Raw genomic sequence first — 16509 nt, forward strand, 5'->3', positions numbered from 1 at the left:
GGTGGGCGGGTCACCTGGGGGCCTCGGTCAAGGGAAAACCGAAATTCTGACCGGCGTGCTCACAGCAACAATGCATGACCCTTCCAGGTCCGGGCCCCGGCGTCAGGCTGGCGTACAAGCTCAACACATCCCAAAGTGGCAACGACGTCGACAGGCAACCCACACCCATTTTCACGCCTGCAAGGCGCCCAGGGAACCCGGACAACCCGGCTGGCGTGACAAACAGGACAGCGGAATCAGGAGGCGGCTGCAGCCTCCGGCGTGGCGGGCGCACGGCCGAAGACCATCGACTCCTCGATGCGGTCGAGCCGGTGGTCGATGGCGTCCAGCACATAATTGTGCCGGACGTGCCACGGCCGCTTGGTGCCCGAACGCGGCAACGCGTGCTCAGAACGCTGGATGTAACCGGCCTCCAGGTCCCACGTCCGTTTCTCGGGCATCGGTACCGCGCCCCTGTGCGGATAGGCGTGGGTGTAGCCGTGAGCACCCATGTAAGCCAACAGGTTTGCGAATGCCCGAGCGGTCATGTCGGCCCGCAGTGTCCACGACGCGTTGGTGTAACCGATGCACCAGGCCAGGTTCGGGACGTCCTCCAGCAGAAACTCCTTGTAGACGAACCGCTCGGTCGGCTTGACCTCATGACCGTCCACCGCCAACCTGATCCCGCCGAGGGCCTGCAGCTGCAGGCCGGTCGCGGTGACGATCACGTCCGCGTCCACCCGTGCACCGGATTTCAGCACGATGCCCGCGGCATCGATGTGGTCGATGTGATCGGTGACGATGTCCACCCGGCCGTCGCTGATGTGCTCGTAGAGGTCGCCGTCGAGCACCAGGCACATGCGCTGGTCCCAGGGGTTGTAGCGGGGCTTGAAATGCACGTCGACGGGATAGCCCTCGGGCAGCGCGGCAATCGTGCGATTGCGGATCAGCCGGCGCCCGGCCTTGGGCGCTTTGCGGAAAAAGAAGTACGTCAGCACGTGGAACGCCGCGTTGCGGAACCGCACCACCTGATGAGACAGCCTGCGCGGCAACGCCTTCCGGATGGCCTGCACCACCGGGTCGATACGCGCCATCGACATCATGTACGTCGGCGAGCGCTGCAGCATCGTCACGTGCGACGCCTGCTGCGCGAGTGCAGGCACCAGGCTGATCGCCGTGGCGCCGCTGCCGATCACCACCACGCGCTTGCCGGAGTAATCCAGGGACTCGGGCCAGAACTGCGGGTGCACCACGTCGCCGGCGAAGCTGTCGATACCGGGAAAATCTGGGGTGTAGGGCTCGTCGTAGTTGTAGTAGCCGGTGCCGCAGAACAGGTACCGGCACCGGTAGGTGCCGGTTTGTCCGTTCTGCTCGGTCCGCACGGTCCAGGTGTCGGTACCCGAATCCCAATCCGCCGACAACACGTGGGTGTTGAACCGGATATGACGGTCGATGCCGTGTTCGCGCGCCGTCTCGGTGAGATAGTCGCGGATGTCGCCGCCGTCAGCCACGTTCTCCGGCTTGGTCCAGGGCTGATACGGATAGCTCAGCGTGAAGATGTCGCTGTCCGAGCGGATGCCCGGATAGCGGAACAGGTCCCAGGTGCCGCCGATCCGCTCCCGGCGTTCCAGCACGGTGTACGTCAGACCAGGGCTCTTCTCGTGCACCCGGTAGGCCGCACCCAGCCCTGAGATCCCGGCCCCGACGATGAGTACATCGGTGTACTCCGGATCCACAGCACCCATGGCGAACCTCCTCTGGTCCCGACGAGTACCACCCAGCCTAGGTGCTCGGTCGCGCAGCGCGTCAACGATCCGGCCGCAGCCCGATCTACCGCGTCCCGCGGCACCGAACAACGCTGGCATGACCGTCATGCGTGAGAGCCTGGACAGGTGAGCATCCCAACGAGCACCGACGTCGTCGTGGTCGGCGCCGGCTTCGCCGGTCTGTCCGCCGCCCGCGCCCTGGTCCGACTCGGACACCAGGTGGTGGTGTTGGAGGGGCGGGACCGCGTCGGTGGCCGCTCGTCGACCGCGACGATCGCCGATGTGCCGGTCGACCTGGGCGGGACGTTCGTCGGCCCCACTCAGGACGCGGTGCTGGCGCTGGCCGACGAGCTCGGGTGCCCCACGGTGTCCACCTACGACCGCGGCAAGAACCTGATCCAGTGGCACGGGCGGGTGCGCTCATATCGGAGCACCATCCCGCGCCTGTCGATGATGGAACTGTTCGACGTCTCCCGGATCCAGTGGCGCTTCGAACGGCTCTCCCGAGGCATCCGGGTCAGTGAGCCGTGGAAGAGTGCGAACGCCGAGAAACTCGATGAGCTCACCCTGGAAAGCTGGTTGCGCTCGGCCGGCGCGAGCGCCTCGACCCGCAACCTGATGGCGATCATGTCCCGGGTCACGTGGGGCGCCGAGCCCGACGAGGTTTCGATGTTGCACGCGGCCCGCTACGTCAAGGCCGCCGGTGGGCTGGACCGCATGCTCGACGTGCGCGACGGTGCCCAACAGGACCGGTTTCCCGGCGGCACCCAGCAGATCGCGTCGAAGATGGCCGACGAACTCGGAGATCGGGTGGTGCTCAGCGCCCCCGTCGCCAGCATCGAGCGCCGCCCCGACGGCACCGTGGCGGTGAACTGCCCGGCCGGAGAGATACTTGCGCGTGCGGTGGTCGTGGCGATAGCGCCTCAGCACCGTGCCGGTATCGAGTTCAACCCGCCGCTACCCAAGCCGTACACCGAGCTGGCGGAGAACTGGCCGCAGGGCAACCTCAGCAAGGCCTACGCCGCCTACGAACGACCGTTCTGGCGCGCCAACGGTTGTTCGGGCGAGGCCGTGTCCGACGAGGGTCCGGTGTTCATCACGTTCGATGTCAGCCCCGACGACGGGGGGCCCGGAATCCTGTTGGGGTTCACCGACGCCCGCACGTTCGACCGGCTGTCCGCCGATCAACGGCGCGAGCAGGCCCTGAACGGATTCGCCACCCTGTTCGGCGACGCGGCGCTGAAGCCGATCGACTACATCGACCACTGTTGGGGCACAGAACAATTCGCGCCCGGTGGACCGACCGCGGCGGTGCCGCCCGGATCGTGGACACAGTACGGCCAGTGGCTGCGCGAACCAGTGGACTCCATTCATTGGGCCGGCACCGAAACCGCCGACGAGTGGACCGGATTTCTCGACGGGGCGGTCCGGTCCGGTCAGCGCGCAGCAGCCGAAGTGGCGGGCCGGCTTACTGGCTGACCGCCGGGGGCAAGGCCACCGACTCGGCCAGTGCGCGCAGCTGGGCGTTCACCTGTGACGGGCACTCCAGAATGGCGCAGTGCCCACCGGGCATCTCGACGAAGGCGCTGAGGTTCGGGACATCGGCCGCGATCCGGCGTGAGGCGTTGATGGGCAGCAGCCGGTCTTTGACGCTGCCGATCACCAGCGTCGGCACCGTCAGGTTGCGCACCGAGATGTGTTGGGACCCCAGACCGTTGACCAGCGTGCGAGCCCACCCGCCGCGACCGGCGGCCGGGGTCTGGGCGAACAGCTGGTAGACGAACTCGGCGACCCACGGCTCGGCATCATGGCCGACCGCCAGGTGTGCGACGAAACGCTTGTTGGGGCGCTCGGTGATCCGGGGCATCCATGCCCCACCCATGGCCCTGATCGCGGTACCGGCGGCCCGAACCCGGGTGGCCGCCAACGGCGCCGGAACCCTGAGCAGATTCACGTCGCGCACCAGGTCACCGGTAGTGGTGTTGATCAGTGCGACAGCGTCGGCTCGGGCGGCCACCCGGGCCGGGTAGCGCTGCGACCACGACGTGATCGCGATGCCGCCCATCGAATGTCCGGCGACGACGGCCCGTTCGCCGGGATTCAGCGTGGCGTCGAGTACCGCGTCAAGGTCGGCTGCGAGGTGGTTGAGGCTGTAGCGGTTCCGCCCGCGCGGGGTCTCGCTGCGCCCGTGCCCGCGGTGGTCATAGGCGATGACGCGGTAGTCGGTGGCCAGGTCGGCGATCTGGTGAGCCCAGACCCCGATGGCGCAGGTGATGCCGTGGGCCAGCACGATCGGGTAGCCGTCCTCCGGGCCGAACACCTCGGCATGCAACCGGACACCATCGACGGCGCGCACCTCGACAGCGCGTCCCGGCGGTAGCTGAGGAAGGGTCATGATGCTCCGATCATTGGCGTCGTTGCCGGGTGAATCCGAGGGTTTACGAGCCTACCTCGCCGGTGACCAACACCGGTTTGACGACGTCAGCGGCCTTGGCGGCGGCCCAGGCCCGGTCGAAGTCGTCGAACGGGTAGCGGCTCACGATTCTGTCGAGCGGAAGTTCGCCACGGCGGTGCAGATCGACCAGGCGCGGGATGAAGGTCTGCGGATCGCTGTCGCCTTCCACCACACCGCGCAGGGTCAGGCCCTTGCCCATGATCGCCGCGACGGGCAGTTCTGCCGTCAACGCGCCGAGGCCCAACAGCGCCAGGGTGCCGCGCTCCCGCAGCACTGCGACCGCGGCGGCCAGAGCATCGGGCCGGGCGGTGGTGTCGACGGCGCAGGCCGCTCCCCCGGTGAGCTCGAGCACCGCGGCGGCGACATCGGAAGCGGTCGGGTCGAGGGTCGCGGTAGCACCCAGTTCGGTTGCCAGCGTGCGCCGCTGCGCGATCGGGTCGACGGCGACGATGGTGCGGCAGCCCGCGATGCGGGCACCCATCACCGCCGAGAGCCCGACGGCGCCGGCCCCGAACACCACGATCGCATCGGCAGGTTGCACAGCGAGCACGTTGAGCACGGCGCCCACACCGGTCTGCACGCTGCAGCCCAGCGGTGCGGCCAGTGCGGCGTCGATCGGTTCGGGCAGCACCACCGCATTGCGACTGCCGGCAAGCGCGTAGGTGCAGAAGCTGGACTGGCCGAAGAAGCCGCCACCAACGGGAACGCCGTCGAGGTACAGCGCACTGGATTCATCGCGGCGGCCTCCACGCATGTTGAGGTCGGTGGAGCGCTCGCAGTAGGCCGGCATGTCCGCCCGGCAGTTGGGGCAGGTGCCGCAACTGGCGAAGGTGAGGACCACCTGGTCGCCGGGGATGGGGGTGGCCTCAAGCCCCGCCTGGACCACCGTGCCCACACCTTCGTGACCGAACACCATCGGCAACTTGCGAAACCGTGCTGCCACACTCACATCGGTGTGGCAGATGCCTACGGCCTCGATACGGACCAGCACCTCGTCCCCGATCGGTTCACGAATCTGGACGTCGGTGAGCTGCGGATCGGCACCAGCCTCGAGCACCACCGCGGCGCGGGCGTTGAGCATCCGGTGATGCTAACCACCGACTTGACACCTGTCACAATTGGCTGGCGACCCCAGCAGAAGGAGACACCGATGCGTGCAGCCCAGATCACCACCCTCGACGGTCCCGACGCGGTGCGGGTGGCCGAGGTCGAGGAACCGAACGCGGACTCCGGTGACGTGGTGATCGACGTCCACGCGGCCGGCGTGGCGTTCCCCGACGCCCTGCTGACCCGCGGTCTCTACCAGTACAAGCCCGAGCTGCCGTTCAGCCCGGGCGCCGAGATCGCCGGTGTGGTGCGCAGCGCGCCGGCCGGTGCACATGTCGGCGCCGGTGACCGCGTACTGGGCCTGACCATGCTGTCCGGCGGCATGGCCGAAGTCGTGGCGCTGCCCGCCGAGCGGGTGTTCCCCCTGCCGGACTCGGTGTCGTTCGAGGCCGGAGCCGGCATCCTGTTCAACGACCTGACCGTTCAGTTCGCGTTGCGCACCCGCGGCCGGCTGGCCCAGGGCGAGACCGTGCTGGTGCACGGCGCGGCAGGCGGTATCGGCACCTCGGCGCTGCGTCTGGCACCGGCGCTGGGCGCCGCGCGCACCATCGCGGTGGTGTCCACCGAGGAGAAGGCCGAGACCGCCCGGGCCGCAGGCGCCTCGGATGTGGTGCTGGCCGACGGGTTCCGTGACGCGGTCAAGGAACTCACCGGCGGCCGGGGCGTGGACCTCGTGCTCGACCCGGTGGGCGGCGATCGCTTCACGGATTCGTTGCGGTCGCTGGCTGTGGGTGGGCGGTTGCTGGTCGTCGGCTTCACCGGCGGTGAGATTCCCACCGTCAAGGTCAATCGCCTGCTGCTCAACAACGTCGACGTGATCGGTGCGGGTTGGGGCGCCTGGACCTTCTCTCACCCGGGCTACCTGCAGGAACAGTGGGCCGAACTGCAGCCGCTGCTGGCTTCCGGCGCGCTGCCCGCACCCCGGCCCGAGGTCTATCCACTGGAGCAGGCCGCCCAGGCCATCGCATCCCTGGAGAACCGCAGCGCCAAGGGCAAAGTGGTGCTGACGCTGCGGTGATCGCGGAATAGCGGCGCAGCGGCCGGCGTTGTGCACCGCGTGACTGAACATGCCGAATTGAGCCCGACCGACTGGGTACGCGCACAGACCGAACGCATTCTGGAACAAGGCACCACCGACGGCGTCGAGGTACTGGACCGCCCCATCGTGCTGTTCACGACCACCGGTGCCAAATCAGGCAAGAAGCGGTACGTGCCGCTGATGCGTGTCGAGGAGAACGGCCGCTACGCGATGGTGGCTTCCAAGGGCGGTGACCCGGCGCACCCGTCGTGGTACTTCAACGTCAAGGCCAACCCGGCCGTGACGGTCCAAGACGGCGACAAGACCGCGTCGCTGACCGCCCGCGAGCTTTCCGGTGACGAGCGCGAACACTGGTGGAAGCTGGCCGTCGAGGCCTACCCGCCGTACGCCGAATACCAGATCAAGACCACTCGACAGATTCCGGTCTTCATCGTCGAATGACGGCTACCACCAACCGAGGGCGGCTGACATCTGCCGCGTCAACTCGGTGGTGAGCGTGCGAACGTAGGCCGCCGACAGGTGGTGGGCATCGTGGTACACCAGCACGTTGCCCTCCACGGCACGGCAGATGGTCGGCCGGCACACCGCATCGGTGAGGTCGAGTGCCTTCATCAGCGGATAGGCGGCCAGATGGTCCAGGGTGGGATTGCGCTGGGCCAGGGCCTCGTCCCGAGGCAATCCACAAGTGTCGGCGTCGCCACCGTTGGACAGACAGTCGACCGGTGAGAAGAACCAGCCGTCGCGGATCATCCACGGCGTATCCCGTATGCCGAGCATCGGAATTCCATTGGCGGACAACTCATCCCAGATCCCGAGGTAGTAGTCGGGTACATAGTCGCCCGGGCCGTTGAGGATCGGGCGCGTCGAGGTGAAGAACACGTAATCCGGCCGGTCGGCGATGATCTGGGCGAGCGCGTTGTCCGACCATGCCCGGCAGGACGGGTACGCCTCGAAGGATCCAGCGATGATCGGCAGCCGCTTGGTGGTCAGCGGGCAGCCGGCCTTCAGGTAGGTGATCACCTTGAAACCGTGTTGCCGCCCGATCTCATGCAGCGCGGTCAGCCAATGCTCCGAATGCGACCCGCCGGCCAGCGCAATCGTGCGGGCGCCCTTCGGATCTCCGTAAACACAGGTGCCGACCTCAGCACCGGTGAACCCGGTCACGCAGTGGTCGATCGACGACGGAGGAAGGTCGTTGTCGGCCTCCAGCGCACTCGGGCGCATCGGCAGCTTGGCGACCGGTCGATTCTCGATGAGCGCCTGCGCGCCCGGATAGTCGCGGATCGAGAGCATGCCGAGTTCGGCACCGCTGGCTCGAGCGTGCGCGACATGCCCCTGCCACATCAGCGAAGTCGCCACGAGCACCCCCGCCACCAACGCGACGACCGCACCCGACACCATCCACATGCCCGGCCACCGACGCCAGGGCGGCTGGGCCCGTCGCACGGTGAGCAGCGCCAGCACCACCGCGACCCCCAGGATCACAATGCCGTCAGTCAGGCCCACGGCATCGTCGTTGACGGTGGCCAGCCAGAAGATCAACAACGGCCAATGCCACAGATACAGCGGATAGGCCGCGGCCCCGACGGCGACCAGCGGGGCGCTGCGCAAGTATTCACTCGTCCTCGGTGGTGTGCCCCCGGCAGCGCTCACGATCACCAGTACCGTCGCCGTCACGGGAATCAACGTCCACATGCCCGGGGACTGCACGGCCCGGTCGGTGAGCGCACCGCACACCAGGTTCGCCGCGACACCGACGGCAGCCGCACCTCCTCGCACCCAGCCGGGCCACCGAGTCCGCCCTGTCGGGCCGGCCACGAGTGCCGCGGCCAGCACTCCCACCAACAGCTCCCAGGCGCGGGCGGCGGTGCTGTAGTAGGCGAGCATCGGATTGGCCGACTGCGTGGTGAGCGCGTAGTACAGCGACGCTGCCGCCGCGATACCGGACGCGACAACCAGGCTGGCACGCCGTGCGCCACGGCCCCGGACCGCCGTCAGCGCGATGACGGCGCCGGCGAGCAGGAACAACGCGAGTGCGAACTGACCCACCACCGAGACGGCCCACAGGTGATGCAGCGGGGTCACCGCCTCACCGGCCTGCACATAGTCGTCCGCCGAGCCGAGCAATTGCCAGTTCTGAAAGAAGCCCAGGCCGGCCAGCGTCTGATCGGCGAACGCCTCCCACCGGGTCTGCGGCTGAACCAGGACCGTGAGCCCCGCACTCACGGCCACCACCAGAACCAGCGGCGGTACCAGCCGGTGCACCACCCGTCCGGCTTCGGCGGCCAGCGTCCTCGCACTCGCCGTGCCGATCACCCGAAGCACCCGGCCGCCGGTGAAGAAGCCGGACAAGACCAGCAGAACGTCCAGACCACCGGCAGCGCGGCCGAACCAGAGATGACAGACGACCACCATGACCACGGCCACACCACTCAGGCCGATCAGGTCGTCACGAATCCGCCGGTGCACCCCGGGAACGCGAACCGGATCGTCAACAATCGCCTGCACAGTCAACTTTCCCTGGCCCGCCTTCGCCGGTCGATGACGACGAGAACACCTGGGGCCACTCCGTTCGCCGCACAGAGCATAGGCCACCGCAACCGGGCCGCTTCCGGCGGCGAGACGCATCCCGGCGCCCCGACGGGACAAGGTCCCGTCCCCTCGTTTTACAACCGGCCATAGGCGCATCGGCCCGGAAAATCTAGCCTTGACCCATGACCGCCACCACCGCACCGGCTGCCAAGAAGTCCACCTACCGGCCGCTGGAGCTGTTCGACACCGACCGGCTGCTCGACCACGACGAGCGCGAGATCGCCGCCACCGTTCGCAAGTTTGTCGACAGCCGGCTCAAGCCCAACGTCGGGCAGTGGTTCGAATCGGCCACGCTGCCCAAGGAACTGGCCAAGGAGTTCGGCAAGCTCGGCGTGCTCGGCATGCATCTGCAGGGATACGGCTGCGCCGGAACCAACGCCGTCAGCTATGGCCTGGCATGCATGGAGCTGGAAGCCGGCGACAGCGGGTTCCGCAGTTTCGTGTCCGTACAGGGCTCGCTGTCGATGTTCTCGATCTACCGCTACGGATCCGAAGAACAGAAGAACGAATGGCTGCCCCGGCTCGCTGCCGGTGACGCGATCGGTTGCTTCGGCCTGACCGAGCCGGACTTCGGCTCCAACCCCGCGGGTATGCGCACCCGGGCTCGACGCTCGGGCGCCGGAGAGAATGCAGACTGGGTACTCGACGGCACCAAGATGTGGATCACCAACGGCAACCTCGCCGATGTGGCCACGGTGTGGGCTAGAACTGGGAACGGCGACGGGGATATCAGCGGCTTCCTGGTCCCCACTGACACCCCGGGCTTCACCGCCAACGAGATTCACCGCAAGCTGTCCCTGCGCGCCTCGGTGACCTCCGAGCTCGTGCTCGACAATGTCCGGCTGCCCGCCTCGGCGCGGCTGCCCCTGGCCGAAGGGCTGTCGGCCCCGCTGTCGTGCCTCAACGAAGCCCGGTTCGGCATCGTGTTCGGCTCGCTCGGCGCGGCCCGCGACAGCCTGGAGACCGCGATCGACTACGCCGGCTCACGCGAGGTCTTCGACCAGCCGCTCACCAGCTACCAGCTCACCCAGGAAAAGCTGGCCAACATGACCGTCGAACTCGGTAAGGGGATGCTGCTGGCGATCCACCTCGGCCGCATCAAGGACGGCGAGGGTGTCCGGCCCGAGCAGATCAGCCTGGGCAAGCTGAACAACGTCCGCGAAGCGCTGGCCATCGCACGGGAATGCCGAACCCTGTTGGGCGGCAGCGGAATCACCCTCGAATACTCACCCCTGCGGCACGCCAACAACCTCGAATCGGTCCTCACCTATGAGGGCACCTCCGAGATGCATCTGCTGTCCATCGGCAAGGCACTGACCGGGCAGGCGGCCTTCCGCTGACGACCGCCCACGACGGAATCGCCGTCGTGGATTCAGCGGGTCCTGGCCGGGTCCGGCGTCAGCCTCGGCCGAAGTACGGCATGGCCCGCGCCATCACGGTCAGCGACGGAACCGACACCTCCAGTGGCAGATCGACCAGATGCGCGACGGCGCGCGCCACATGCTCGACGTCGAACGTCGGCTCAGCCGCCAGACTTCCATCGGCCTGCAGAGTCTGGTGACTGAAGCCGGCGGTCATGTCGGTGGCGGCATTGCCGATGTCGATCTGGGTGACGCAGATGTCGATATCGCGCAGATCCAACAACATTGACGCCGTCAAGCCACTCATCGCATGCTTGGTGACGGTGTAGGCGAGGCTGTTCGGCCGGGGCCGGTGCGCAGAGATCGATCCGTTGTTGATGATTCGCCCACCCCTGGGCAACTGGCCGGCCATGACCCGCGCGGCTTCCCTGGCGCAGAACACCGCACCGTCGACGTTGGTGCGCCACGTGGAGTGCCACCGCTGGTCGTCGATGTCGGCGATCGATGCCGACGGACCGAAAACGCCTGCGTTGTTGAACAATACGTCGACACGTCCGAATGCCGACACCGTCCCGGCGAACAGCGCCTGCACCGAAGCCGAATCCGTGACGTCAGTGGGGACCACGCGGGCATTCGGGTTCCCGCCACCCACCTCGGCCAGCGGTTCGGCGCGGCGGCCTGCCAGCACCACGCGATGGCCGGCATCCAACAGGACCCGGGCCGCCGCGCGGCCGATGCCACTGCCGGCGCCGGTGATGACCACGACTTTGTCCATGCGCCCGATTGTGCCCGACCGCCGGCACTCAATGCGTCGGCGTACCGCCGGCCGGGCTCGGGCGCTGTGCGGTGAAGAGCGCGGTTATCACGCCGATCACGCTGATCAACGCGGCGACCGTGAACGCCGCGTGCACTCCGGGCAGGTCCGGGGCGCCGCCCGATCGGGAGGCCTTTGTCATGACGGTGACGAACAACGCCGTCCCCGCCGCGCCCGCAACCTGCTGAAGCGTCGTCAAGATGGCACTGCCGTGTGAATAGAACCGGTCGGGCAGAACACCCAGCGCATCAGTCATCAACGGGGTGAACATCATCGACAAGCCCACCATCATGATCGTCTGCAGCACAACCAGTTCCCACACCGGAGAAGTCGCCGACAACAGCGTGAATCCCCACAGCGACGCGCACAGCAGCACCGACCCGGGCAGCGCGAGCACCCGGGCACCGTGGCGGTCGTAGGCTCGCCCCACCAGCGGGCCCGCCATTCCCATCAGCAGCCCACCCGGCAGCGTCGCCAAACCGGCGACCAGCGCGCTCTGCTTCAACACGTCCTGGACGTACAGCGGCACCATGATGATGGCGCCGAACAGCCCCATGAACCCGAGGACGACCAGGCCGAGCGACACGGAGAACCGGCGATAGGTGAACGGGCGCAGATCGAGGAACGCGCGGTCGCGTCGCTGCAGTTGTATCTGCCGCGCGCCGAACAGCACCATCGCCACCGCACCGATCGACATCGGCACCCAGGCAGGTAGCGACTGCCGGCCGTGGGCCGATTCGCCCATCAGCGACAACCCGAACACCAAGCCCGCGAACGCAATCGCCGACAGGGGTACCGAGACAGGGTCGATCGGGGTCGGCTCCTCACGCTCATCGGCAACCCGCAGCCAGGCCAGACCGGCGCCGAGCGCGACCATCGCGATGGGCAGCACGATCCAGAACATCCACCGCCAGTCGAGCGAGCCCAAGATGAACCCCGACAGCGTGGGACCGATCGCCGGTGCGACGGCGATGACGATCGAAATGGTGCCCATCATCTGGCCGCGCCGGTCGGCCGGGATCAACGTCATGACCGTCGTCATCAACAGCGGCATCATCACGGCCGTCCCGCACGCCTGCACGATCCGCCCCACCAACAGCACCGCGAACCCCGGCGCCAGCGCGGCCACCAGGGTGCCGGTGCAGAACAACGTCATCGACGCCAGGTAGATGCTGCGCACCGGGTAGCGCTGCAGCAGCGAACCCGACATCGGGATGACCACCGCCATCGTCAGCAGGAAACCACTGGTCAGCCACTGCGCCGTGCTCGCCGAGATGTCCAGGTCCACGATCAGCGCCGGCAGCGCCACGCTCATGATCGTCTCGTTGAGGATCATCACGAATGCCGAGCCCACCAGCAGCGCGATGATGACGTTGGCGCTCGCCTGGGCACGCGGTTGCGCCGCGACCTCCCTGGTGCTCGGGCCCGATGTCATTACCACTCCCCTGTCTCCCCCGAGACTCGTCTGCGCAGCCACCCAGGGTAAGTGGGACACCCGACGTGAAGGAAACCGGTTTTGCCGCGACGGGGCACCGGGACCGTTACAAAATACGCAATGTCTGGCAAGATGCCTCATTGTCTGTTGAGTAGACGCAACGTCTACCGAATTTGAGCGAGGAGCGCTGGGAATGCCACAGGCGACAACTTCCCCGGGACCTCAGCCGGCGGAGTATGACGCCGACTGGGTACGCGCGAAGTACAACCTGGAACGCGACAAGCGCCTCCGCACCGATGCCGTCGACCAGTTCGTCGAGGTCACCGCCGACTTCTCGCATTACGCCGACGACCCCTGGTGTGAGCCACTCGAGCGTGCCGCGGTGCACGATCACGTCACGGTGCTGATCATCGGCGGTGGGCTCGGCAGCCTGATCGCGGCGGCACGGCTGCAGGAAGCCGGCGTCGAGGACATCAGGATCGTCGACACGGCGGGCGACTTCGGCGGTACCTGGTACTGGAACCGCTACCCCGGCGCCCAGTGCGATATCGAGTCCTACATCTACCTGCCACTTCTCGAAGAGCTGAACTACGTCCCCACCGAGCGCTACGCTCACGGGCCGGAGATTCGCGAACACCTGCAAGCCATCGCGCGCCACTACGGCCTGTACCGAAATGCCTTGCTGCAAACCACCGTCACCGACATGCGATGGAACGACAAGGCCAAACACTGGGCGGTGTCGACCAATCGGGGCGATGCGCTCACCGCGTCGCTGGTTGCCGTCTCACCTGGATCCCTCACCCGGCCGAAGCTGCCGGGGATCCCGGGCATCAACGAGTTCTCGCGGCACACCTTCCACACCAGCCGCTGGGACTACGGCTACACCGGCGGTGACGAATCCGGAGGCCTGGCCAAGCTGGCCGACAAGCGCGTCGGCATCATCGGCACCGGCGCGACGGGCCTGCAGTGCATACCGCACCTCGGCCGGTGGGCGCAGAAACTCTATGTGTTCCAACGGACTCCGAGCACGGTCGCCGAACGGGGCAACAGACCGACCGATCGTGACTGGGCCGCCGGTCTGCAGCCGGGCTGGCAGCGCGAACGCATGGAGAACTTCACCAGGGTGACCTGCGGTGTCGAGATGGACCTCGATCTCACCGACGACGGGTGGACCCGCAACGCCCTCGAGCTCACCGATCCCGCGGTCATCCGGGAGACAGCTCGCCTCGGTAGGGAGATGACGCCGGAGGAGATCAGCGATTTCCTGTACCGGGCCGACTTCGAGGCGATGGAACGCCTGCGGGCCCGTATCAGCCAGACCGTGCACGACCCGAAGACCGCCGAAGCCCTGAAACCCTGGTTCAAGCTGAACTGCAAACGTGCCGGCTACCACGACGAGTATCTGCCGACGTTCAACCGCGACAACGTCGAACTGGTCGACACCGACGGTCGCGGGGTCGAGCGGTTCACCGCCACCGCTGCCGTGGTGGACGGAATGCACTACGAGCTCGACGCCCTGATCTTCGCGACCGGCTTCGAGGTGGGCACCGAGTTCACCCGGCGCCTCGGATTCGAGATCACCGGCCGCGACGACATCCGCCTGAGCGACAAGTGGTCCAAGGGCATGCGGACGCTGCACGGACTGCAGAGCCACGGGTTTCCCAACTGTTTCTTCCTCGGCTACACCCAATCCGGGGTCTCGCCCAACTACACCCATACCGCCGAGGAACGCGCCCGCCACTTCGCCTACCTGGTCAGCAGTTGGGTACAGCGCGGCGCGACGACCATCGAGGCCACCCAGGAAGCCGAAGACGAGTGGCTGTCGCAGATGAATGAATCGACGGTGCAACCGAAGGCTTTCTATGCCGATTGCACGCCGAGCTATCTGAGTTCCGAAGGCGACAAGGACAACCCGCACAGCATGTTGTCGAACAACTTCGGCGGCAAGCCGGTCGACTTCTTCGACATGCTGAGCAAGTGGCGATCCACCGGGCAGTTGGAGGGGGTGACGCTGACATGACCGAAACCACCGACGTCGAAACCACCAGCGCCGCACCGAAGCTCACGATGCGTGACCGGCACCGGATAATGACCCGCGAGCACATCATGGCCGCCGCCCTGGAAGCGTTCGCCGAACGTGGGTATGTCGCGGTGACCATCGACGACATCGTGCGCCGAGCCGGCATCGGCCGGGCGACGTTCTACCTCCATTTCGACAGCAAGGCCGCTGTTCTCCGGGAGCTGCGCAACACCCGCATGACGGTGTGGTCTCAGCAGGATGCTCCGCGAGGCGGCAAGTCAGGCCGGCCCTCCATCCGGGCCTTTTTCGAGAAGGTGGTCGACTTCTACACTTCCGCGCCGGAGCTCTACATGGCACTGCACCAGGCGCGGGCCGCCGATCCGGAATTCGCCGCAGCCCACCGCGCCACGATGGAAGCCAATGTCGACGACTGGATCCGCCACGACGCCATGCCCGGGGCGACGGAGGCTCAGCTCCGCCTGGCCATCGCGATGATGTACACGATGGTCGATTCCTTCATGCACCTGTGGCTGGTCGACGGCTGGCCATTGGACCGCGAGGCCGCCATCGAGGCGATGACCGACGCCCTGCACGCCACCATGCGCTGAATCCCTCACCAGAACAGGAAAACCCATGACTTCGACGTCAGGCCGACGTTATCTGCATCTGAACCTGGTGGCCAACGACATCAACCTGCACCAAGGCGCCTATGGCCACGAGCAGGCCCACGGCGTGGCCGAACGCAGCACGTTCGAGCGGCTGCTCGAGTACGGCAGGTTTGGCGACGAAGGCTTGTTCACCGCGTTGTTCGTCGGCGATATTCCCGGTATGCAGGGCTCGCCGGCGTTCGACGGGGGTCCGGCCGAACCGATCACCGCACTGACCGCGATCTCACAGCACACCAAGCACGTCGGCTTGATCGCGACGGCGTCGACAACGTTCTACGACCCGTACAACCTGGCCCGATTGCTGGCCTCACTCGATCAGGCCTCCGATGGTCGCGCCGGGTACAACGCCGTCACCTCGGTGATCGACGAGTTCGCGCTGAACTACAGTCTGGAACACCATCTGGACCGCGAGGCGCGCTATCAGCGCGCCCACGAGTTCCTCGATGTGCTGCGCGGGCTGTGGGACAACCGGGAACTACGGCGCGGTCCGGACGGCCGTACACGGTTCTACGCCGAGCCGACCAACCACCGGGGCAAGCGCTTTCAGGTTTCCGGCCCGCTGAACATCGCCCCGAGCCGGCAGGGACGGCCACTGATCGCGCAGGCCGGCGGGTCGGGTGCCGGCATCAAGGTCGCCGCCAAACACGCCGAAATGGTGTTCACCAACTCGTCCACCCGCGAGAGCGCCGCGATCTACCGGGGAACGCTGGACAAGGCCCTCGTCGAACAGGGCCGCGCCCCGGGCTCGGTCCCGGCCATACCCGGCCTCATCCCGTATCTCGGCCGGACCAGGAGCGAAGCCGAGGAGAAACTGGCCGAATTGGACAGCCATGTCGACTGGGCACCCATCGCGCCATTCGCATTGGGCCAGTTCGGTATCGACATTCCACTCGAGGACATCGAAGCGCCGTTCCCCGTCGATCTCCTTCCCCGTCCGGAGGACGTCGAGAAAACCGTCAAGAGCACCTTCGGCAACTATGTGGGGCTGTACAACTGGATTCAGGAGTGCCCGGGCGTGACCGTGCGCGACGTGGTCGCCCAAGCGGTCGGCCGCGGCGGCGCCACTCACCGCAAGTTCGTCGGCTCCTATGACGACATCGTCGACGATTTCGCGGCCTGGCACGCCGACGGCAACGTCGGCGGATTCAATCTGATGTTCTCCGCGGGCGCACAATCCATCCGGGAGTTCATCGACCACGTGGTTCCCCGGATGATCGATCGCGGCATCTACCGCAGCACGCCAGCCGATCGCCCGCTGCGCGAAAGGTTCTGA

At 67.0% G+C, this 16509-nt stretch carries 13 protein-coding genes; 7 read left to right on the plus strand and 6 right to left on the minus strand.

The features are described from left to right. Window positions 1-236: 236 nt before the first annotated feature. Complete coding sequence (locus tag BKG60_RS29155; protein WP_075910319.1) at window positions 237-1724, minus strand: flavin-containing monooxygenase; 1488 nt, start codon at window positions 1722-1724, stop codon at window positions 237-239. 147 nt (window positions 1725-1871) lie between these two features. Between BKG60_RS29155 and BKG60_RS29160 the strand changes: the two genes are divergently transcribed. Then, window positions 1872-3224: a flavin monoamine oxidase family protein gene (locus BKG60_RS29160; RefSeq protein WP_070186986.1), complete on the plus strand. Its 1353-nt coding sequence runs from the start codon at window positions 1872-1874 to the stop codon at window positions 3222-3224. Here the strand turns inward: BKG60_RS29160 and BKG60_RS29165 are convergent. Both BKG60_RS29165 and BKG60_RS29170 read right to left on the minus strand, forming a co-directional pair. Next, window positions 3214-4140: an alpha/beta fold hydrolase gene (locus BKG60_RS29165; protein WP_075910320.1), complete on the minus strand. Its 927-nt coding sequence runs from the start codon at window positions 4138-4140 to the stop codon at window positions 3214-3216. The two genes, BKG60_RS29160 and BKG60_RS29165, sit on opposite strands and share 11 nt — an antisense overlap. A gap of 43 nt (window positions 4141-4183) precedes the next feature. After that, complete coding sequence (locus BKG60_RS29170) at window positions 4184-5281, minus strand: NAD(P)-dependent alcohol dehydrogenase (RefSeq protein ID WP_075910321.1); 1098 nt, start codon at window positions 5279-5281, stop codon at window positions 4184-4186. A 69-nt stretch (window positions 5282-5350) separates the two neighbouring features. Here BKG60_RS29170 and BKG60_RS29175 point away from each other — a divergent pair, with 69 nt between their 5' ends. Both BKG60_RS29175 and BKG60_RS29180 read left to right on the plus strand, forming a co-directional pair. Next, a complete protein-coding gene (locus tag BKG60_RS29175) occupies window positions 5351-6325 on the plus strand; it encodes an NADPH:quinone oxidoreductase family protein (protein WP_075910322.1) in 975 nt (324 codons plus the stop codon). A 39-nt stretch (window positions 6326-6364) separates the two neighbouring features. Beyond that, window positions 6365-6787, plus strand: coding sequence for a nitroreductase family deazaflavin-dependent oxidoreductase (locus tag BKG60_RS29180; protein WP_075910366.1), 423 nt, complete (start codon window positions 6365-6367; stop codon window positions 6785-6787). A gap of 3 nt (window positions 6788-6790) precedes the next feature. Here the strand turns inward: BKG60_RS29180 and BKG60_RS29185 are convergent, their stop codons facing one another. Beyond that, a complete protein-coding gene (locus BKG60_RS29185) occupies window positions 6791-8854 on the minus strand; it encodes an acyltransferase family protein (RefSeq protein ID WP_075910323.1) in 2064 nt (687 codons plus the stop codon). Window positions 8855-9060: 206 nt separating this feature from the next. Between BKG60_RS29185 and BKG60_RS29190 the strand changes: the two genes are divergently transcribed. Next, window positions 9061-10278 (plus strand): acyl-CoA dehydrogenase family protein, encoded by a 1218-nt coding sequence (locus BKG60_RS29190; protein ID WP_070944489.1) that lies wholly within the window; start codon window positions 9061-9063, stop codon window positions 10276-10278. Window positions 10279-10336: 58 nt separating this feature from the next. On the opposite strand, the gene BKG60_RS29195 is transcribed toward BKG60_RS29190, so the two are convergent. After that, complete coding sequence (locus BKG60_RS29195) at window positions 10337-11074, minus strand: SDR family oxidoreductase (RefSeq protein ID WP_070944490.1); 738 nt, start codon at window positions 11072-11074, stop codon at window positions 10337-10339. 28 nt (window positions 11075-11102) lie between these two features. After that, entirely contained in the window at window positions 11103-12548 is a 1446-nt protein-coding gene (locus BKG60_RS29200) for a DHA2 family efflux MFS transporter permease subunit (RefSeq protein ID WP_070944491.1), read from the minus strand. Window positions 12549-12741: 193 nt separating this feature from the next. On the opposite strand from BKG60_RS29200, the gene BKG60_RS29205 reads away from it, so the two are divergent. From BKG60_RS29205 to BKG60_RS29215, 3 genes are read left to right on the plus strand one after another with little or no spacing between them, the layout of a single operon-like run. Next, on the plus strand, window positions 12742-14568 hold the full coding sequence (locus BKG60_RS29205; RefSeq protein ID WP_070186994.1) for a flavin-containing monooxygenase: 1827 nt from the start codon (window positions 12742-12744) through the stop codon (window positions 14566-14568). Beyond that, the gene (locus BKG60_RS29210; protein WP_070944492.1) at window positions 14565-15176 is read left to right on the plus strand and encodes a TetR/AcrR family transcriptional regulator; all 612 of its coding nucleotides are present in this window, start codon (window positions 14565-14567) and stop codon (window positions 15174-15176) included. Before BKG60_RS29205 ends, BKG60_RS29210 begins: the two co-directional genes overlap by 4 nt. A gap of 25 nt (window positions 15177-15201) precedes the next feature. Then, window positions 15202-16509, plus strand: a complete 1308-nt coding sequence (locus BKG60_RS29215) for an NtaA/DmoA family FMN-dependent monooxygenase (protein WP_239252535.1) — start codon at window positions 15202-15204, stop codon at window positions 16507-16509.

The organism is Mycobacterium syngnathidarum, assembly GCF_001942625.1.
Taxonomy (GTDB): Bacteria; Actinomycetota; Actinomycetes; order Mycobacteriales; family Mycobacteriaceae; genus Mycobacterium; species Mycobacterium syngnathidarum.